Source organism: Colwellia sp. BRX10-1, assembly GCF_014077545.1.
Classification (GTDB): domain Bacteria; phylum Pseudomonadota; class Gammaproteobacteria; order Enterobacterales; family Alteromonadaceae; genus Colwellia_A.
This window is the reverse complement of sequence record NZ_JACGWC010000002.1, coordinates 183609-204064: the sequence shown is the minus strand read 5'-3', so window position 1 is coordinate 204064 and position 20456 is coordinate 183609. Positions and strand designations below refer to the sequence as shown.

Below are 20456 nucleotides of genomic sequence, written 5' to 3'. Positions count from 1 at the left end.
GCTTATAGCGAGTTCTGAACATTGTCTTTATTTGCCATCCATGGCACTAAGACATACCGTTCATCCTGAACATCGTCTTTATTTGCCATCCATGGCACCAAGACATACCGTTCATCCTGAACATCGTCTTTATTTGCCATCCATGGCACCAAGACATACCGTTCATCCTGAACATAAAGCAGCTTAATAAGCTGCTTTTTTATTGGCTATGATAGGTTAATGTCGTACACTAAAATAGATATTATTAGTTGGTAATTTGTTGATTTTAAAGGTAAGGGTAATTATCTTGATGGAACTGGGTCTTTAGTGAAAAATCATTCAGTTGTTAATAATATGATTGCTTGTCATCAATGCGATTCGTTATTACCTATGCCGTATTTATTAGAAGGACAAAATGCTTTATGTGGTTGTTGTGGCGCGATGTTGTTTTCAAAGAAGAGGGATGCGATTAATCGAACCCTTGCTGTCGCCATTGCAGGGTTATTGTTTTTTTTACCCGCGGCATTATTACCTATTATTGGCATCGGCGCCGCAGGTCTTTACAACGATGCCTCTCTGGTTGACTGTATTACGCTTTTAATTGATAGTCGCAATTACGTACTCGCCTTTGCTATTTTTATGTTTACCATTGCTATCCCTGTAGTGAGGCTGATCACGGCCTTATATATTTCATGGTGCATAAAGTTTCAAAAAATTAAACCTTCGTTGCTAGTGTTTTTTCGCTCTTATCATGTTTTAGATACTTGGACGATGCTCCACGTTTTTTTACTTGGTGTTGTTGTTTCTATGTATAAACTTTCTTCACTGGCTGATATGACGATTGATGGTGGGTTAATTAGCCTAATATTCCTGTTGTTATGTTCAACATTGGTGTCGGTGACAATAGATCAGCACAATATATGGCATGAGCTGGAGAAATCTCTTGAGCAATAAAGCCCTTGCCGCAGGTTTAGGCAGTTGCCCAAAGTGTCATAAGCTCAATGTTATGCATAGCGAGCGACAAGTCTGTTCACGCTGTTTAACGCTATTTTCTGCTCGAAAACCTAAAAGTATTGAATACACGTTAGCTTGGACCATTGCCGCGTTAGTGATGTTTATTCCGGCTAATATTTATCCTATGATGGTGTTTTACACTTTCGGCAACCCCGAAGCATCAACCATTTTGGAGGGGATCGCCATTTTTATTCAAATGGGGATGTTGCCGGTAGCGATCATCATTTTTATTGCTAGCTTTGTTATACCCTTAGGGAAAATTATTGGGCTATTTACCTTGATGTACAACACCAAAAGAAAAACACAATTGTCGTTAAAACAACAAGGAAAGTTATATCATATTGTCGAATTTTTAGGACCATGGTCAATGCTCGATGTATTCGTGGTGACGGTCATGGCTGCGGTCGTTAATTTAGGCTTTTTATCTAGTATTGAACCAGCAGTTGGTATTACCTACTTTACTTTAATGGTAATTTTTACCATTTTTGCCGCGGAAAGCTTTGATCCGCGACTATTATGGGATAACTATCAGAAGCATAATCATCAGTCACTTTCTGAAAAAACATATAACAAAACGGATGTCCCTCATCATGACAAATAAAACTATTCTTGCCGAATCAAAAGCTATTATTAAAAGTCGAGAAGGTATTTCTGCTGTCTGGTTAGTGCCTATTATTGCGTTGTTATTTGGTGCTTGGCTAATTATAAAAGCTGTTTCTGACCGAGGCACGTTTATCACCGTTCAGTTTGAAAGTGCAAGTGGTATTGTGGTTGGTAAAACTCAAGTTCGCTATAAAGGACTTACCACAGGTATTGTTCGTGACGTTGAAGTATCTGAAGACTTACAGAGTGTTATTGTCGAAATTGAAATGATTTCAAGCTCAAAAAAAATGTTGACCGATAAAACACGTTTTTGGTACGTGACTGCCGACGTTTCATTTCAAGGTATTACCGGATTAGACACTTTGTTATCAGGGAGTTACATAAATGTGATACCTGATATAGAAGAAGAAGGTAAAGCAAGGAGTCACTTTATTGCCTTAAGTGAAGAACCGGTATTAGATCAAGCAACGCCAGGTTTACATGTATCATTAACTACAAAAACTTTGGGTTCATTAGGCAAGAAATCGCCGGTTTTATTTAAACAAATTACCGTCGGTTATGTCGCTGGATTTAACTATGAGGCAACTTCTGATCTGATCAATATTAACCTTTTTATTGAACCTGAGTACGCTAACTTAGTAAAAGAAAACTCGCGTTTTTGGAATACCAGTGGCGTAACAGTATCAGGCTCATTAACTAGTGGTGTTACTGTTCATACCGATTCACTGGCATCTGTTGTTGCTGGAGGTGTGGCTTTTGGAAACTCTGATTATGAAGCTGTTATGGGACCAGCTATCAACGGCCAAAATTTCACCTTATATTCTGATTATGAAACCGCCAATATGGGCCATGAAATTCAGTTAATGTTAAACTGGAATTCAGGTATAGATCGCGATGCAGCGATTATGTATCAAGGGTTAACATTAGGAAAGATTACCGACTTTACTCGTATTGATCCCGAAGAAAGGATCATCGAAGCCAGTGCTATTATCAATCCTCGTATCATTCCCTATTTAACCAGTGGTTCGCAGTTTTTTGTTATAGCGCCAAATCTGGACTTAGGCGGCGTTACAAATTTACATACATTAATGCTAGGCGCTCACATTGGTATTCGTCCATCAGTTGATGGTAAACCGTTAAATAAATTTAACGTATATAATCAAGAGCCTGCCTACCAATATAGTGAGCCTGGGTTACATTTAGTGTTAAAAGCACAAGATGTTGGCTCTTTAACCACAAGCTCTAATATTTATTATAAACAGCAGAAAGTAGGTACTATTCAGGCAATTGAAAATATTGGCCCTAATGAATTTTTAGTACACATTTTCATTGAACCTAAATACAAAAGCTTTGTTTCTAGTGATAGTCACTTTTGGAACGCCAGTGGTTTGCATATTTCAGGTGGCTTACAAAATTTTGATATACAAGCACAATCTATTCAGTCGATGTTAGCGGGCGGTATTGCTTTTGACTTAGGTGATAATAATGAAAAATCAGCACCTAAGAATGGTGATAGCTTTCAGCTGTTTATTGATAAAAACGTGGCTAAACAACGTTCAACATTTAACCTTTATACGAATAGTGCCCATGGTTTAAGTAACAAAACCCGTATCATGCTAAGAGGTGAAGAAATTGGTTCTGTTCATAAAGTCATTCGCCAGCAAGACCAAGTTACCCTTCAGGTTGGGGTCTTAACTGATTACGAATATATTCTCCGAGAAAACAGTCAGTTTTGGCTCGTTAATGCCGACTTATCCTTGTCAGGAATGACAAATACCGATGCTTTATTTGGCGGGGCGTATATCAGCGTTAACGTTGGAGAAGGTGAAAAAGCCCATGATTTTATTGTCACTGACTTACCACCGGCAAAACACTTATCATCACAAGGACTACAACTTTCGCTAAAATCAGAGCAAGGGAATGTCGTTAATCCAGGCAGTCCGATTAGCTTTAGAGGCATAGCTGTAGGACAAGTGGATAATGTTTCTCTCGATACTACAGGTAATAACGTTGAAATAAATATTACCGTTGATGAAGAATACCGACATTTAATTTCTAATTTTACCCGTTTCTACAACGCCAGTGGTGTAACTATAAGCGGTGGTCTAGGGAATTTTATTGTTAAAACAGAATCTGCTGATGCGATATTAAAGGGGGGGATCAGTTTTATAAACCCAGAAATAAAGCCTGAGCAAGACACCGTTGAAGAGGGAGAGAAATTTACCTTATTTGATAATGTTGAGTATGCAAAATTAGCGGGCGTTGCCATAGAAATTCATTTTAGTGATGTAGAGGGCTTGAAAAATAATTTAAAAATAAAATATCAAGATCAACAAGTTGGCTTAGTTTCTCGGATCAAATTTGATCAGCAAGGATTTGGCGCAACCGTTTATGCTTTTCTAAATGACAGTGGCCGAAAGTTCGCGGTTGCAGACTCAAAATTTTGGTTTGCTAAACCAGAGCTTGCTCTTGTGGGCTCAGTAAATGTTGGCGCTATTCTAGAGGGGGGCTTTATTGGATTAATGCCAGGTAAGGGAGAAATAAGTCATCGCTTTGAGGCCAAAGCCATTATGCCTGTAACAACGACGCTTCCTTCAGGGTTAAATCTTTCATTAAGTGCAAAAAACTTAGGTTCAGTAAGAACTGGCAATCCTGTGCTCTATCGACAAGTTAAAGTTGGTCGGGTAATTGGTGTCGACTTATCACCTACTGCCGACACCGTTAATATCTATATTAATATTTATCCGCGTTATGCGCCTTTAGTAAGTCAAAGCAGTCGGTTTTGGAATACCAGCGGTATTCGTATTGATGCGGGGCTTTTTTCAGGGATCAATATAGACTCAGAATCTATAGAAACACTGCTTGCCGGTGGTATAGCTTTTGCGACACCTGAAGTTGACGTTAATGAAACTTTTCAGCCAGCAGAGCAAGGACAACTATTTAAGTTAGCACGAGATGTTGATGACGATTGGCATAAGTGGCAACCTAAAATTGAATTGTCGCAATAAGAACAAGAGATACCCCCTTAACTTTGTTCAATACACTGTTGGCGATAGCGTTAAGGAAAAGCCGTAAATTTGGTCTAAAGTTACAATTTGTTGTCTATTTATTAATAACTATAATAATAAAGTTCATACAACTCGTTAAAAACCAATAGGTAACGAATTGGCATGACTCATGCTATTAAGCATGCAAACAATATTAACTCATTATAATAATACAGTGGAAAAACCTATGGAAAATGAATTCCCCGGCACTAATAAAGAGCTAACACCGCTCACAAACTCTAATCGTATTCAAGTAATGGACTTACTTCGTGGTTTTGCCTTAATTGGCATTATTATGATGAATATCGAATGGTTTAATCGCCCTGTTAGCGCATTACTGAGCTTTGATTATAGTCTTACTGGCTTCGATTGGGCATCAAGTTGGTTAGTTAAAGTGTTTGTAGAAGGCAAATTTTATAAGTTGTTTTCAATACTTTTTGGTATGGGTTTTGCCATCATGCTCGTTAGGGCGCAAGAGGCAGATCGTAAATTTGGCGCATGGTTTACCCGACGTATGTTGGCATTATTTGTTTTTGGTATGGCGCATTTAATTTTTCTTTGGGGTGGAGATATTATTCACGACTATGCGGTAGGAGGTTTGCTTTTACTGGGGTTTGTTTTACTTTTACGCATTAAAAAATTAGCGCGATTTAATACCCCCGCTACGTTTGCAAAAGTGGGTTTCTCACTATTATTGATGCCGTTATTGGTTTCAATGTTTGCCGCTCTTTATTTTGGTGTTACCCGTGACAACACCGTAATAACCAACGATTGGCAACAGGAAGTCAGCATTAATCAGCAGCTTAATGTTTTACTGCAACAAGAAAAAGATAATCCAAAAGAAATATGGGTTAGTAAAGATACCGAGATTGAAGACGAAAGTACCTTAATAGCAGCGAGTGCGGCAGTCATCGATAGTGATGTTGAAGCATTAGAAGAAAAAGAAGAAGCTGTAGAAGTCGATGAAGATAGCATGACCGACGAAGAGCTTATTATTTATAAAGCTCAACAACGTTTTGAACGAAAACAAAGCCGTGCGCAAGATGAAGCAAAAGAAACAGCAGCTTTTACGCAAACTAGCTATATTGAAGCGACTAAGTACCGAGCTAAAAGCGCCGTTGAAGCTTTAGGTAACACGCCAACCTTTGCCTTCTTTGTTTGTTTACCTCTTTTCATGGTGGGCTATTGGTTAGTCGCTAGTGGCAGAATGAAAAACCCACAACAACACCAAAGTTTCTTCAGTGTTATGTGCTGGGGCGGATTGAGCATTGGCCTACTGTTAAGTATTGCTGGAACTTTTATTAGTCTACACCCAGTGACAAAAAGTGCTATCGAAGTGAGAGCGGGCGGACAAACTATTTTTTATTATGGGCAGTTTGTTCTCTGTGCCGGTTATATTGGCTTGTTTGTAAAATTAGCCAGCAAAGCTTGGTTTATCAAAGGTTTTTCATGGTTGGCACCGTTAGGAAAAATGGCGCTTACTAATTACATCGGTCATTCTATAATCTTAACGACAATATTTTATGGCTATGCTGGTGGTATGTTTGGCCAAATAGCCCGCGGACAACAAATGCTTATTGTCGTCGCGGTGATTTTTGCCCAAGTTGTTTTTTGTACACTATGGTTGAAATTCTTTAGATTTGGCCCGTTAGAATGGTTATGGCGCTCAATTACGTACCTGAAATGGCAACCACTACGCTTAGAAAAAAAACTTGATACAAGTATAGCTTCTTAGGTTTTACTGGGAAAAATTACTGCATAATATGCTGGAATTGTTTAACTGCGATTTCAGCATTTTCACTTTCAGTGATCGCGGTAACAACCGCTATACTGTCAACACCCGTCTGCCAAACACGTTCTGCTCGTTGATGATTAATACCGCCAATGGCTACAACCGGAATATTGCTGGCTAATTTCAATAGCTGTTGTAAGTTATCTACCCCTTGAATTTGTCCGCTCATATTTTTAGTTTTAGTGGGAAATATAGCGCCAATCGCTAAATAAGAGGGTTGTAATTGTTGTGCTAATAAAAATTCATAACAACCATGAGTACTAATACCTAAGTGTAAACCTGACTGATGAATCTTAGTTAAATTAGCGTTTTGTAAATCTTCTTGGCCGATATGCACACCGTAAGCGCGATGCTTTATTGCTAATTGCCAATAATCATTAATAAACAAGCGCGTTTTATACGGCTGACTAATGGCTATGGCTGCAATGATTAGTTTTTCAAGCTCGATGTCCGTCTTATTTTTCAACCGCAGTTGAATAATGTTTAAGCCTAATGGCAATAAACGTTTTAACCAATAAAGTGAGTCAACCACAGGGTAAAGCCCAAGCTTATTATCTGATAGTGCCAACGATGGAAAAGGCGGTAACTGCTGATATTTCTTGACTAGGTTGGATGATATTCTGGGGAAAAAGTCAGCACTATTAGGCCAATGGGTTTGTTCAAATGCACCATAATAATCGGTTTTTTTCATGCTAGCAGTTACCGATTTAGCTAAACCCTGATTAATAAATGCTTTGGTTAAGGTAAAGGCATCACGTAATAAATAGCCGTGTGCTAAAAAAGCCGCTAATGCGCTAGCAAAGGAGCATCCACCACCATGACTGTAAGAAGTATTTATTCGTGGTGAAGAGAGTTGATAACTTATCGATGATTGCTCAACGTGATGTAAACAATAGTCATCACTGACTTGTAAACCATCATTGTCTAACACGGCACTGTGCCCACCTTTTACGATGACGCTGGCGACGCCTAATTCGGCAATTTTTATTGCCAGCTCAACGGGGTTAAGTATCAATAAGTTTGATAATTGTTGCGCTTCCATCAGATTGGGGGTAATAACATCAATATAGCGGAGCAATAGGGTTAAATCTTCTCGCTGTAGTGTCGAAAAACTACCACCGACGCTCGCTTGGCCAACGGGATCAAAAACGACACTTATTTTTGGGTAGTTAGCTTTAAAGCCCGCTAATAATTCGGTTAACCATGTGACTTGTTCAAGATTGGCTATTAAGCCAATCTTAATGACACTGGGTGGTTTATCACTAATTAATACCTTAGCTTGTTGTTGTAATGTCTCGCTAGCGACCGGATTTATCGAGACAAGGCGGTTAGCGTTTTGTACGGTATTCGCGGTGATCAAATGACAAACTTCAACACCCAAGGCATGACCAGTTTTTATATCGGCGGCAATGCCCGCACCACCAGAGCAATCGCTGCCAGAAATCGTCCATACAATCGGTTTTTCTTTAACACTTTCTGTCATAGCTTTATCCTTGTTGCCTTATTGCCTTATTGCCTTATTGACGCCAAAAAGCTGCCTTATTGATGCCAAAAAGGTGTATCTAGGGTTGGGGTTGATGGGTGAGCGGTTTGTCGTTGCTGCATTACACCCGCCATGTATCCTTGCTCGCCAGCGACAATGGCTTGTGCGAAGGCTTTTGCCATCAGTACCGGACTATCTGCCAAGGCAATTGCTGAATTTAATAATACGGCGTCGTAACCCATTTCCATAGCTAGACAAGCATCTGAGGGTTTACCAATACCCGCATCTAAAATGAGAGTTGCATCTGGAAGCCGCGAACGAATTGTTGCTAAATTATAAGGGTTCATTAGACCCTTACCTGTGCCTATTGGCGATGCCCAAGGCATGATCACCTGACAACCTAAGTCATATAAACGCTGACACACCACTAGATCGTCGGTGCAATAAGGTAGCACTTTAAAACCCTCATTTACCAACTGTTCACTGGCCTTTAATAGCTCGATAGGGTCTGGTTGTAAATTATAGTCATCACCGATAACTTCCAATTTTATCCAATCCGTTTGAAAAATTTCGCGGCTCATTTTTGCTAGGGTTACCGCTTCTTTAGCTGTTTTACAGCCCGCCGTATTGGGTAATAAAAATCCCTGAGTCTCTTTAACAACCTCTTGAATATACTGCCAAATTTTTGCGCCTGACTGTTGCGCAGGGTTTTGGCGTTTTAACGACAAGGTGACAATTTTTGAGCCACTGGCTAATATCGCTTTTTTCATGATCTGTGGCGAAGGATAAAGTGCGCTACCAATTAATAAACGACTATTAACCGCTTGTCCGTATATCATTAGTTCGGTTGAAAATGTCATCATTAACCTCCCTGAATAGGAAACAGTACATCTATACTATCCTCTTGATTAATTGTGGTTTTTTGATAGTCAGCTTTACCAATAAAGTCACCATTAAGGGCTACGGCAAAACTTTGTTTTTGCTGCTCTGGCGTTAAATAATGCAGTAATGCCATTGATATATTGGGGGTTATACTGGCAATGGTGATTACTTGTCCATTGATAAAATAGGTTGTTATAGCTGCTTTAGTATTCATTGATGGCTAACCACTTATGATAAGGAGATTCTGTTAATGAGCGACACTCGAAAAAATGCGCAACGGTAAACTCTAACTGCTTTAACACAACCGGCGCAATAAGGTAGCCGTGGCGAAACAGTCCATTGACCTGGATAAGCCGATTTTGCAGTGATATTTTAGCTTGGTTATCACTAAAAGCAGGTCTTAACTGGCTAATATGTTGATGAATATTGGCTTCAGCAAATCCAGCATGGACACTATAAGCCGCGCTGAGTAATTCCATTGAAGAACGTACCGTCATTGGCGCGCAGTCTTCACTTTCGATTTCAGTTGCTCCCACGACATAAAAGCCGTTAGTTTTAGGGGCTATATATAATTGATAGCGAGGGTGCATTAAACGAATAGGCCGGGTAATATTGACTTCAGGGGCAAATAACTGAAATATCTCACCTCGTACTCCTCGTAAATCTTTTAAGGGGGCTGCGGTGTTTTCGCCTGCACTGTTGCGTGCGCCTGCACCGCGACAGTCAATTGCTAAATCAGCAGCAATAATATGCTTTGACGTGTTAGTTTGCCTATTGCCTTTGTTGCCTAGTGGGCTATCCTCATGGTAAGTGACTAAACAGCTCGATTTTTGCTGTTCAATGTTAACGACAGGTGCACTTTCTAACCAAGTAACGCTACTTTTTTCTAGCTGCTTTTGCAGGGCTTTTAGTAATTTACGATTACCTATTTGCCCTTCTTCAGGTAAAAACAACCCATGATTAAAGCGATGAGCTAATTCAGGCTCAAGGGCAAGTATTTGTTGGCGATTCAGTTGCTGTAGCTGATGTTGCGGATAATGACTTTTGATATAAGCCATGAAACGCTGATAATCGCCTTGGTCTTGTTCATGGCTAACCATTAAGGTGCCTGCTTGTTGAAAATAAGTGTAACTGTCCAATTTAGCAAGAATCTCAGGCCAAAGCGCTAATGACTCAAAGCCCATTTCAACAATATTACGATCGCTATGCATAGCTTCACCTAGCGGCGTTAATAAACCGGCAGCAGCATAAGCGGCACTTTGGTGGCCCTGTTTATTATCTTTATCAACCAAAGTCACTTGATGACCTTGATTAACCAAAGACAATGCCATTAAACGACCCACTAATCCTGCGCCAATAACAACGATATTGGCACAGATTTGAGTAGGTTTAGGGAACTGCTGAGAAATAGTCATCGGCTGACTATTTCACCTGATGGTAAATTTCACTACCGGTCGCTTTAAATTCCGCCGACTTTTCAGCCATGCCTTGTGCAATATCGGTTGGCGTTGCATCTAAAACAATGACTTCGTCAAGTAACTGTATTTCTATTTTATTGCTGGCTTCAAGACCCGCGGCATAATCACGTACTTCCTGAGATATTTTCATCGAACAGAATTTTGGCCCACACATAGAGCAGAAGTGGGCAACTTTACCCGATTCTTGTGGCAAGGTTTCATCGTGATAAGCCTTGGCTCTTTCAGGGTCTAAACCGATATTAAATTGATCGTACCAACGAAATTCAAAGCGCGCTTTGCTCATGGCATTATCGCGAATTTGCGCCCCCGGATGACCTTTTGCTAAATCTCCGGCATGGGCTGCAATTTTATAGGTCATTAAACCTTCTTTAACATCTTCTTTATTGGGTAAGCCTAAATGTTCTTTAGGAGTAACATAACAAAGCATGGCACAACCGTACCAACCAATATTAGCGGCGCCAATACCCGAAGTAATATGGTCATAACCCGGTGCAATATCAGTCGTTAACGGACCTAACGTATAAAAAGGTGCTTCACCACAATGTTTAAGTTGCTCGTCCATATTTGCTTTGATCATATGCAGTGGCACATGCCCGGGGCCTTCAATAATCGTTTGTACATCATGCTGCCAAGCAATTTTAGTTAATTCGCCTAAGGTATGTAATTCGGCAAATTGTGCTTCATCGTTGGCATCAGCAACCGAGCCCGGGCGTAAACCGTCGCCGAGTGAAAACGAGACATCGTATTGCTTTAATATTTCACAAATATCTTCAAAGTGGGTGTATAAAAAATTTTCTTTATGATGCGCTAAGCACCACTTCGCCATAATTGAACCACCACGTGAGACAATACCGGTGACACGCTTAGCGGTCATTGGAACATAGCGTAATAATACACCGGCATGAATGGTAAAATAATCAACACCTTGCTCGGCTTGTTCGATAAGGGTATCGCGGAAAATTTCCCAGGTTAAATCTTCCGCCACGCCATTTACTTTTTCTAGCGCTTGATAGATAGGCACCGTACCAATGGGCACTGGCGAGTTGCGCATGATCCATTCGCGGGTTTCATGAATATTACGACCCGTTGATAAATCCATTACCGTGTCTGCGCCCCACTTGGTCGACCAAACCAGTTTTTCTACTTCTTCTTCAATGGAAGAGGTCACCGCCGAATTACCAATATTGGCATTTACTTTAATTAAAAAGTTACGACCAATAATCATCGGCTCACATTCTGGGTGGTTAATGTTTACCGGAATAATTGCTCGGCCACGCGCGACTTCATCACGGACAAACTCTGCGGTAATTTGCGCTGGAATACTGGCGCCAAATGACTGACCTTTATGTTGTAGTAGTAAGGTTTTATCTTTGACCTCTTCACGTTTTAAATTTTCACGAATGGCAATATATTCCATTTCAGGGGTAATGATCCCTTGGCGAGCATAGTGCATTTGGGTAACGTTTTGACCTTTTTTAGCGACACGCATTTTAGGTAAGTGTTCAAAGCGTATTGCGTCAACACCATCGTCAGCTAAACGTTGTTGAGCATAAGTAGAGCTATTTGATGTTAAGAGCTCAACATCACCACGACTATCAATCCAACTTTCACGCAGGCGAGGAATACCTTTGTGTACGTCTATCTCGACACTTTCATCGGTATAAAAACCTGAGGTATCGTAGACGCAAAGAGGTTCATTTTTTTCGTAGGTTGGCTTATCTTTATTACCCGCTAATAAAGTATCAGACAAGGTGATTTCGCGCATACCTACCTTGATATCGTGAATTTTACCTTGCACATAAACTTTTTTAGAATTTGGGAATGATTGATCAGAAACGTTTTTTAAGAATGTTTCAGCTTGTTCGCGACGTTCTCTGCGAGTGAGTTTGTTAGCTGGTTTGGTCATTTTTTTGCCTTTTAATAATATGCATTTCGTTATAAATGCACGAATAAAAAAGACGAAGTGTAGAGTGAGGAAAAAATAAAAAAGTGACGAATTAATCCCTTAACTCTTTTATTTTACCTTGTTCCCTTACGCAGATATTAATCTGATCAGGTTCTACGGATCCCGCTTTCGCGATCTCAGCTTTGAATATTTCTTTAGAAATAATCTCAGCACTCCGACAAGTAATTGTGGTGATTCTATCGTATTAGTTTCAAAATACGCAATCATAATGTTGTATTTGGTTATAATTAATTTTTAGATAACGATGTGAGTCGTTGACAGATCTTACCCTTTTTAGGGTTCACAATTTATATTACACAATGCTAGTATATTGTATACGAGAGAGTGTTAGGACAATAACAATGATAAAAAAACGGATAACGACTTCACTTGCTGGCTTAGTTTGCGCTATGGTTTTTGCTGGGCATGTTAGCGCGAGTAATTGGCAACAAGAAAGTGGCAAAGTAACGCACCAAGAAAAATTACGGGGTACTATTACACCAGAAAGAAAGTGGTGGGATTTAATTCATTATCATCTTAATGTAAAAGTTGACCCTGAAACTAAGCTTTTTTCAGGTGAAAACACCATGACTTATAAGGTGTTAGCTAAAGGTGAACGTTTACAAATAGAACTACAGGCGCCAATGAAGCTTGAGAAAGTACACCAAAATGGTAAAGCGCTTGAAGTAGAGCAAGATGGCTATTCTTATTTTATTACCCCAGCCAGTAAGCAAGAAATAGGCTCGGAGCAGAAGATAACTATGTACTTCTCTGGACAGCCCGTTACCGCAAAAAACGCCCCATGGGATGGCGGTATTACTTGGAAGAAAGACAGTAATGGCCTCGACTTTATTGCCACTTCAAATCAAGGCATTGGCTCTAGTATTTGGTGGCCAAATAAAGATCATCCTGCCGACGAGCCCAACAATGGTGTGTTAATCAGCGTTGAAGTGCCAGAACATTTAATGGATGTGTCTAATGGTCGATTAATTAAAGTTGAACACAATAAAATTGATAAAACAAAAATTTATCATTGGCAAGTTGTGAATCCTATTAATAATTATGGGGTCAATATTAACATTGGTGACTATGTTCATTTTGGTGAAAAGTATCAAGGTGAAAAAGGTCAGCTTGATATGGACTACTATGTTTTACGGGAAAACTTAGCGAAAGCAAGAAAACAGTTTAAAGAAGCAAAACGAACCATTGAAGCGTTCGAGCATTGGTTTGGTCCTTATCCGTTTTATGAAGACAGTTATAAACTGGTGGAAGCACCATATTTGGGGATGGAGCATCAAAGTTCGGTGACTTATGGTAATGGTTATCAAAATGGTTATTTAGGGCGTGATAGAAGTAGTACTGGCCCAGGATTATTATTTGATTTTATTATTGTTCATGAGTCAGGTCACGAGTGGTTTGCCAATAACATCACCAATAAAGATGTTGCTGATATGTGGATCCATGAGAGCTTTACTAACTACTCAGAAAGTCTATTTTTAGAGTATCATTTCACTAAAGAGCAAGCCTTTGAATACGTTCGTGGTCAACGGATGAATATTGGTAATCAATCCCCTATTATTGGCGAATATAATGCTAATCGCGGTGGTTCTGGTGATATGTACGATAAAGGTGGCAATATGCTGCATACCATTCGCCAAGTGATTAATAATGATAGAAAATGGCGAGAAATACTCCGTGGACTAGGTAAAGTTTTTTATCATCAAACAGTGACTACCCAAGATATTGAAAACTACATTAGCACACAATCAGGTATCGACTTAAGTAAGGTATTTGATCAATATTTACGTGATATACGTATTCCCACTTTCGAATATTTTATCAAAGATAAAGTGATGAAAATTCGTTGGGGTAACGTGGTTAAGGGTTTTGATATGCCGTTACGCGTCACTATTGCCGGTAAAACACAGTGGCTGGCACCAACAGCAACTTGGACTACTGTTGAACTTGAGCAGGAAAATCCAAATATAGCCGTTGATGCTAACTTTTATATTTCGACACTCAGTGTTTTAGGTCATTAGTTTTAAAAGTTAACGGTATAAAATTAAAAAGGAGAGCTTATTGCTCTCCTTATACGTCAACGGTCAGTTAAATATTGCGCTTAAAAAGCGTATTTAAAACCAACAGAAAGTAATTTAGTACCGTCATACGTTTCATAAGAGGCTTCAACGCTCACTTTTTTATTGAGGCTATAACCAACACCAGCGCCGAAACCAAACTCCCATGAATCATCAGACGCCGATTCGCCACGGTAGCTTGCTTTGAGGTCTAAGTTTGCATAAGACGGCATCACATAAACATATGCGCGATTGTTGAAGTCGTATTGACCACGCAAAGACAAAGCGAGTAAGCTTTCTACTTCAATTTTAGCACCGTAAAGTGAGTCGTCACCAACACCAGAACCGAGACGAAGTTCAGGCATCAAGTAAAAATTTTTCGCTGAATTTTCAATTTTATATGCCACTGAGCCATAGATAAAGTTCAAAGAAATATCGTCGCCATCAGAGCTATCAGATAACTGACCGAATCCACCGCCCACTTGCCAATCAGCAGCTACGGCTGTTAGGGAAAGACTGAAAAGAGTGAGTGCAATAGCGGTTTTCTTAAACATAATAAATCCTTTATTTTATTTGGGTTAACTTTAGGTTAAATTAAGGTGAAGATTTCGCGCAGAGCTTAACACCAAGATATTTTTTGTTCAATAATCTTTAATAAATTATAGTCTGGCACTTGGCAATTAATAACATCAGTGGCAATATCTAACGATGAATAAACATTTTTTTATCTCTTCAAAACTTTATTTACTTGGACTTATAGCACTATTATTGTGGGTTTTTTGCTTACCGGTTGCAAAAAGTTATGCAATGAAAAGTGAGAGCACAGCAAAGCTATGTCAGCGCTCGCCATCATCATGCCTAGAAAAAGTTAATATTGAATTAACCCAAGTACAGCCGAAAAGCCGCATCTGGTTTAGCTTAATGCAATTCAAATTATCCTCGCTATTTATTTTGCAACACAGTGATGAGCTTTACCAAGAAACAAAGCGTTGGATAAACGATGAAGACCTACCGATCCCTTTTCAAGTCACTCTTTATATGTATTATGCTAAGTGTTTACTTAGTCATGGCGACTTAGTAGAAGGGAAGCGTTATATTTATAAAGCAAAAGCACAATTAGCAATAATGAATGAAGTTTATCCATCTCCAATTAAACTTATTGAAATTGCTAACTTACAAATGTTTATTGGTGAGTTACCTGAAGCCTATGAGTCACTTAATGCTTTAAAAGAAAAATATAAAAACAGTCATAATCCGCAGTTTATGATGGATCTTTTTGGTCATTTAGGGCACGTCGCTAGGCAACTTGAATTGTATGATGAAGCGCTTGCTCACTGGTATGCAACCGTTCCTTGGAGTTATAAATATGGCAATGAACAACAAATAGCGACAGTACATTTTAATTTAGCGCAAGCACAACAACACGCTGAACAATTCTCATTGGCTGAAAAAAGTTATTTAGCCGCAATTAAGCATGCTGACATTGCTTTAGATGTTGTGAAAGCCTCTCATGCAAAATTGTACTTAGCCGAAATAAAGTTGCTGGGCGGTGATAAAGAACAAGCCGAGGAGCTATTACTGGCCATTAACGAAGAACTCTTAGCGCCAAACCTGCTATTAAAGCTTAATGACCTTAAGGGTGAATTATAAAACCTTTAAGAGGGAGTCGATAACAAAGCATACTGCAAAAAGGTTTGATAAATCCTTATGGTGAATATCTCGCCATCATAGTAAAGCCCAATTTATTAATCGGGTTAACATAATTTTATCCATTTCAATAGGCTGTTATTCCTGATATTTATCCACTATCATTGTCTTTAAAGAATGTAATCAGGTCAATTCATATGTCAGCAGTTACGCAAAAACTAAACACCATCAAATCTAAAGCTGCAATTGCTTGGGGGCCAAATAAACCCTTAACAATTGAAGAAATTGATGTAGAACTTCCCAAAAAAGGCGAGGTTCTCGTTAAAATCATCGCTTCAGGCGTTTGTCATACAGATGCTTTCACGCTTTCAGGCGAAGACCCTGAAGGAATATTTCCAGTCATTTTAGGGCATGAAGGTGGCGGAATTGTTGAACAAATAGGTGAGGGTGTCACCAGTGTTGCGGTTGGCGATCATGTCATTCCTTTATACACACCTGAGTGTGGTGAGTGTAAATTCTGTAAATCGGGTAAAACCAACCTGTGTCAAAAAATTCGCGAAACCCAAGGTAAAGGCTTAATGCCTGATGGCACCTCGAGATTTTCATTAAACGGCAAAGCTATATTTCACTATATGGGCTGTTCTACTTTCTCTGAATATACTGTTTTACCTGAAATATCTTTAGCGAAAGTTAACCCTAAAGCACCGCTTGAAGAAGTGTGTTTATTGGGTTGCGGAGTAACTACCGGCATGGGCGCAGTCATGAATACGGCGAAAGTTGAAGTAGGTGATACCGTGGCTATTTTTGGTTTAGGTGGTATTGGTTTGTCGGCTATTATTGGCGCTGCTATGGCGAAAGCAAGCCGTATTATTGCGATTGATATCAACGAAAGTAAATTTGAGTTAGCCAAAAAGCTGGGTGCAACAGACTGTATTAATCCCAAAGATTACGATAAACCTATTCAAGACGTTATTGTTGAATTAACCGATGGTGGTGTTGACTACTCTTTTGAATGTATCGGTAATGTTAATGTGATGCGTTCGGCCTTAGAGTGTTGTCATAAAGGCTGGGGTGAGTCTATTATTATTGGTGTTGCTGGCGCAGGACAAGAGATTTCAACTCGCCCATTTCAACTGGTTACTGGTCGAGTATGGCGTGGTACTGCCTTTGGTGGGGTGAAAGGTCGTAGTGAGTTACCTGAGTATGTTGAACGCTATCTTGCCGGTGAATTTGCTTTAAACGACTTTATTACCCATACCATGTCGTTAGAAAAAATTAATGAGGCCTTTGAATTAATGCACGAAGGTAAGAGTATTCGTAGTGTTATTCATTTTAACCATTCGTAAGTACCTAAAAGGTTGAAGATCATGTTAGAAAAAATTAGCAGTAATAAAATGTTTGGTGGCGTTCAAGAGCATTTTCAACATCATGCTGAAAGTCTAAAATGTCCGATGCGTTTCGCTATTTATTTACCTGAGGGTGCCAGCAAGCATTCACCAGTGCCGGTTTTATATTGGCTTTCAGGACTGACCTGTACCGATGAAAACTTTGTACAGAAATCAGGAGGACAGCGCATGGCATCGGCACTCGGTATAGCCATTGTTTGTCCTGATACCAGCCCGCGCGGGGATGATGTTGCCGATGATGAAAACCAGTCTTACGATCTAGGGTTAGGTGCGGGTTTCTATATAAATGCCACCGAGAAACCTTGGTCTACTCATTATAAAATGTATGATTATATTGTTAATGAATTGCCAGCGTTAATTGCAGAAAACTTTCCTGTATCGAGTAAAAAATCAATCAGTGGTCATTCAATGGGTGGGCATGGCGCGTTAACGATAGCGCTAAAAAATCCTGATAAATATTGTTCGGTATCTGCTTTTAGCCCCATAGCTAATCCAATTAATAGCCCTTGGGGACAAAAAGCGTTTAGCGCTTATTTAGGTGATGATAAAGCTTTATGGCAGCAACATGATGCAAGCGTGTTGATGAAAGCAAGTACACAGCATATACCGGCATTGGTTGATCAAGGTTTAGCCGATGACTTTTTGCAAGAGCAACTTCAGCCAGAATCATTGATTTCAGCGGCGCTGAGTAATAACTACCCACTAATACTTAACCAACATCAGGGATATGATCACAGTTACTTTTTCATCGCCAGTTTTATTGAAAGTCACTTATGTTTCCATGCGAAACACTTGGGGCAATCTTAATGTTTACAGTTATTTCACCTGAACATTTTAAGACTATCCCATGGAAAAATGGCCAAGGTGAAACTATTGAATTGGCGATTAATGACGGCGGTACTTTAGCTGACTTTATTTGGCGCTTGAGTATGGCGAATGTTGTTGAAGATGGGGTCTTTTCTGATTTTTCAGGTTATCAGCGTAATCTCATTCTCATTGCCGGTAAGGGCATTAATTTACAATACGATAACCGTAAAACTGATCAGTTGAATAATATCCTCGATGTCGCCAATTTTGATGGGGGTTGTCGAACCGTTGGACATTTACCTGCAGGTGAAATTACCGATTTTAATATTATTACCGATAAAGAAAAGTGCTCGGCCGTTGTGGAAACCTTGCTAGCTCAACAAACAGTTGAACTTAAAGCTGCAGACTTATGCTTTGTTTACAGTTTATCGGGTGCATTCCAGTTAACGTCATACCAAAATCACCAAATAATAAAGGCAGGGCATTTATTGAAATTGAATACCCTTAAAGCAGGGGAGATGACGATTACAGGACAAAAGCTGATCGTGGTTTACTTAACGCAAAATACCTAGGCAAAATATAGTGACAGCAGGTGTTTATCGCTGAAAATAGTCATTTAAACTTTTATTTCAGCGATAATGTTTTTTCTGTTTTAGAGTATGGAGATATTAATAAAAATTCAATGCACAGGACGTTAAAATGAAAGCACACCATTTAGTCAAAGTATTCGCCTTGTTGCTGATATTCTCACCGTTTGCTAATGCTGAGAATACTGCTGACAATAGCCGCAAGTTACCTATCGACGAAAGCTCAACCACAAAACATAGTACTAAGGTTAATGGTAAGAAATTCGACTACACTGCCACTACAGGTACTCAACCCGTATGGGACAGTGAGGGTAACCCAACCGCCAGTTTGTTTTATACCTATTACCAACGCAGCGATGTTAAGAATAAAAGCGCACGACCTTTATTAATTTCTTTTAACGGCGGCCCAGGTTCAGCATCTGTTTGGATGCATGTTGCCTACACCGGCCCACGTGTTTTAAATGTTGATGACGAAGGATATCCATTGCAGCCTTACGGTGTTAAGACCAATGACTATTCAATTTTAGATGTTGCCGATATTGTTTTTGTTAACCCAGTTAATACGGGTTATTCACGAGTTTTACCCGACAAAGAGGGCAAGATGCCTTCGAAAGAACAACAAAAATCGATGTTTTTTGGTGTCAATGCCGACATCAAATATCTAGCAGATTGGGTCAATACTTTTGTGACCCGGAATGAGCGCTGGCGTTCACCAAAATATTTAATCGGTGAAAGTTATGGTACTACCCGTGTTTCAGGTTTAGCTTTAGAACTACAATCACGTCAGTGGATGTATTTAAATGGTGTGATTCTCGTGTCGCCAACCGATATTGGTATTAAGCGTGACGGACCAGTAAAGGCCGCAAATCGCCTACCTTATTTTGCAGCTGCTGCCTGGTATCACCAAGCACTAAAGAGCGATTTACAGCAAAAAGACTTATTGGATATTTTGCCTGAAGTTGAAAAGTTTACTATTGAGCAATACATACCTGCACTCGCTAAAGGTGGCTTTATTAGCCCAGCAGAAAAACAGGCGATAGCTGAAAAAGTCTCTTATTATTCAGGACTTTCGGTCACTGAAGTATTACGCAGTAATTTAGATATTAGCGCTTCCTATTTTTGGAAAGAACTATTACGTGACCGTGAGCAAACAATTGGTCGTTTAGATTCACGTTACTTAGGTATTGACGAGAAAACAACCGGTTCACGTCCTGACTACAATGCGGAATTAACGTCATGGCTGCACAGTTTCACGCCCGCCATTAATTACTATTTACGCGAAGAGTTAAACTATAAAACAGACATTAAATATAATATGTTCGGTGATGTACATCCGTGGGATCGCACTAACAATAATACCGGTAAAAACTTACGTTTAGCGATGGCACAAAACCCTTATTTAAATGTCATGTTCCAAGCCGGTTACTACGATGGTGCGACTAACTATTTTGATGCTAAGTACACTATGTGGCAGTTAGATCAAAGTGGTAAAATGCAAGACCGCTTGTCTTTTAAAGGCTACCGCAGTGGTCATATGATGTACCTTCGCTATGAAGATTTAAAAGCGGCGAATGATGATATTCGTCAATTTATTAAAGCGTCTTTACCTGATAATAAACAAGCCGCTAAATACAAAGCTGCTTCGCCACGATAAATTATCTTAGCACTTAAAAGCAAGCCGATTAAGTTATCATTTATAACTTAATCGGCT

Annotated in this window: 17 protein-coding genes and 1 riboswitch; of the genes, 10 read left to right on the top strand and 7 right to left on the bottom strand. The window is 39.5% G+C overall.

Going from position 1 to position 20456, the window contains the following annotated elements; translation table 11 throughout:
• Positions 1-2: 2 nt before the first annotated feature.
• Entirely contained in the window at positions 3-152 is a 150-nt protein-coding gene (locus H4J75_RS03355) for a hypothetical protein (RefSeq protein ID WP_182221342.1), read from the bottom strand.
• Between the two features lie 154 nt (positions 153-306).
• On the opposite strand from H4J75_RS03355, the gene H4J75_RS03350 reads away from it, so the two are divergent.
• The 4 genes from H4J75_RS03350 (at position 307) to H4J75_RS03335 (ending at position 6378) form a co-directional block, all read left to right on the top strand.
• Positions 307-933: a paraquat-inducible protein A gene (locus H4J75_RS03350; RefSeq protein WP_182221341.1), complete on the top strand. Its 627-nt coding sequence runs from the start codon at positions 307-309 to the stop codon at positions 931-933.
• On the top strand, positions 923-1594 hold the full coding sequence (locus tag H4J75_RS03345) for a paraquat-inducible protein A (protein ID WP_182214519.1): 672 nt from the start codon (positions 923-925) through the stop codon (positions 1592-1594). The genes H4J75_RS03350 and H4J75_RS03345 overlap by 11 nt, the downstream gene beginning before the upstream one ends.
• Positions 1584-4604 (top strand): PqiB family protein, encoded by a 3021-nt coding sequence (locus H4J75_RS03340; protein WP_182221340.1) that lies wholly within the window; start codon positions 1584-1586, stop codon positions 4602-4604. Before H4J75_RS03345 ends, H4J75_RS03340 begins: the two co-directional genes overlap by 11 nt.
• 226 nt (positions 4605-4830) lie before the next feature.
• Positions 4831-6378, top strand: a complete 1548-nt coding sequence (locus H4J75_RS03335) for a DUF418 domain-containing protein (RefSeq protein WP_182214516.1) — start codon at positions 4831-4833, stop codon at positions 6376-6378.
• 16 nt (positions 6379-6394) lie between these two features.
• On the opposite strand, the gene thiE is transcribed toward H4J75_RS03335, so the two are convergent.
• From thiE to thiC, 5 genes are read right to left on the bottom strand one after another with little or no spacing between them, the layout of a single operon-like run.
• Positions 6395-7918, bottom strand: a complete 1524-nt coding sequence (gene thiE / locus H4J75_RS03330; protein ID WP_182221339.1) for a thiamine phosphate synthase — start codon at positions 7916-7918, stop codon at positions 6395-6397.
• A 56-nt stretch (positions 7919-7974) separates the two neighbouring features.
• Positions 7975-8778 (bottom strand): thiazole synthase, encoded by an 804-nt coding sequence (locus H4J75_RS03325; RefSeq protein ID WP_182214620.1) that lies wholly within the window; start codon positions 8776-8778, stop codon positions 7975-7977.
• Positions 8779-8780: 2 nt separating this feature from the next.
• Positions 8781-9014 carry a sulfur carrier protein ThiS gene (gene thiS, locus H4J75_RS03320; RefSeq protein ID WP_182214512.1) on the bottom strand — a complete coding sequence of 78 codons (234 nt, stop codon included), beginning with the start codon at positions 9012-9014 and terminating at the stop codon, positions 8781-8783.
• A complete protein-coding gene (locus tag H4J75_RS03315; RefSeq protein ID WP_220465221.1) occupies positions 9004-10215 on the bottom strand; it encodes an FAD-dependent oxidoreductase in 1212 nt (403 codons plus the stop codon). The genes thiS and H4J75_RS03315 overlap by 11 nt, the downstream gene beginning before the upstream one ends.
• Positions 10216-10222: 7 nt before the next feature.
• Positions 10223-12184 (bottom strand): phosphomethylpyrimidine synthase ThiC, encoded by a 1962-nt coding sequence (gene thiC / locus H4J75_RS03310; protein WP_182221338.1) that lies wholly within the window; start codon positions 12182-12184, stop codon positions 10223-10225.
• Between the two features lie 105 nt (positions 12185-12289).
• A riboswitch (TPP riboswitch) is annotated at positions 12290-12411 on the bottom strand.
• Between the two features lie 174 nt (positions 12412-12585).
• On the opposite strand from thiC, the gene H4J75_RS03305 reads away from it, so the two are divergent.
• Entirely contained in the window at positions 12586-14262 is a 1677-nt protein-coding gene (locus H4J75_RS03305; protein ID WP_220465220.1) for a M1 family metallopeptidase, read from the top strand.
• An 80-nt stretch (positions 14263-14342) separates the two neighbouring features.
• Here H4J75_RS03305 and H4J75_RS03300 read toward each other — a convergent pair whose 3' ends face one another.
• Positions 14343-14852, bottom strand: coding sequence for an outer membrane beta-barrel protein (locus H4J75_RS03300; RefSeq protein ID WP_182214509.1), 510 nt, complete (start codon positions 14850-14852; stop codon positions 14343-14345).
• A gap of 154 nt (positions 14853-15006) precedes the next feature.
• On the opposite strand from H4J75_RS03300, the gene H4J75_RS03295 reads away from it, so the two are divergent.
• The 5 genes from H4J75_RS03295 (at position 15007) to H4J75_RS03275 (ending at position 20399) form a co-directional block, all read left to right on the top strand.
• The gene (locus tag H4J75_RS03295; RefSeq protein WP_182214507.1) at positions 15007-15948 is read left to right on the top strand and encodes a tetratricopeptide repeat protein; all 942 of its coding nucleotides are present in this window, start codon (positions 15007-15009) and stop codon (positions 15946-15948) included.
• 194 nt (positions 15949-16142) lie between these two features.
• Positions 16143-17291: an S-(hydroxymethyl)glutathione dehydrogenase/class III alcohol dehydrogenase gene (locus H4J75_RS03290; RefSeq protein WP_220465219.1), complete on the top strand. Its 1149-nt coding sequence runs from the start codon at positions 16143-16145 to the stop codon at positions 17289-17291.
• Positions 17292-17312: 21 nt separating this feature from the next.
• Complete coding sequence (gene fghA / locus H4J75_RS03285; protein WP_182221337.1) at positions 17313-18158, top strand: S-formylglutathione hydrolase; 846 nt, start codon at positions 17313-17315, stop codon at positions 18156-18158.
• Positions 18158-18730 carry a HutD family protein gene (locus H4J75_RS03280; protein ID WP_182221336.1) on the top strand — a complete coding sequence of 191 codons (573 nt, stop codon included), beginning with the start codon at positions 18158-18160 and terminating at the stop codon, positions 18728-18730. The genes fghA and H4J75_RS03280 overlap by 1 nt, the downstream gene beginning before the upstream one ends.
• 127 nt (positions 18731-18857) lie before the next feature.
• Positions 18858-20399, top strand: coding sequence for a S10 family peptidase (locus tag H4J75_RS03275; RefSeq protein WP_182221335.1), 1542 nt, complete (start codon positions 18858-18860; stop codon positions 20397-20399).
• Positions 20400-20456 lie beyond the last annotated feature (57 nt).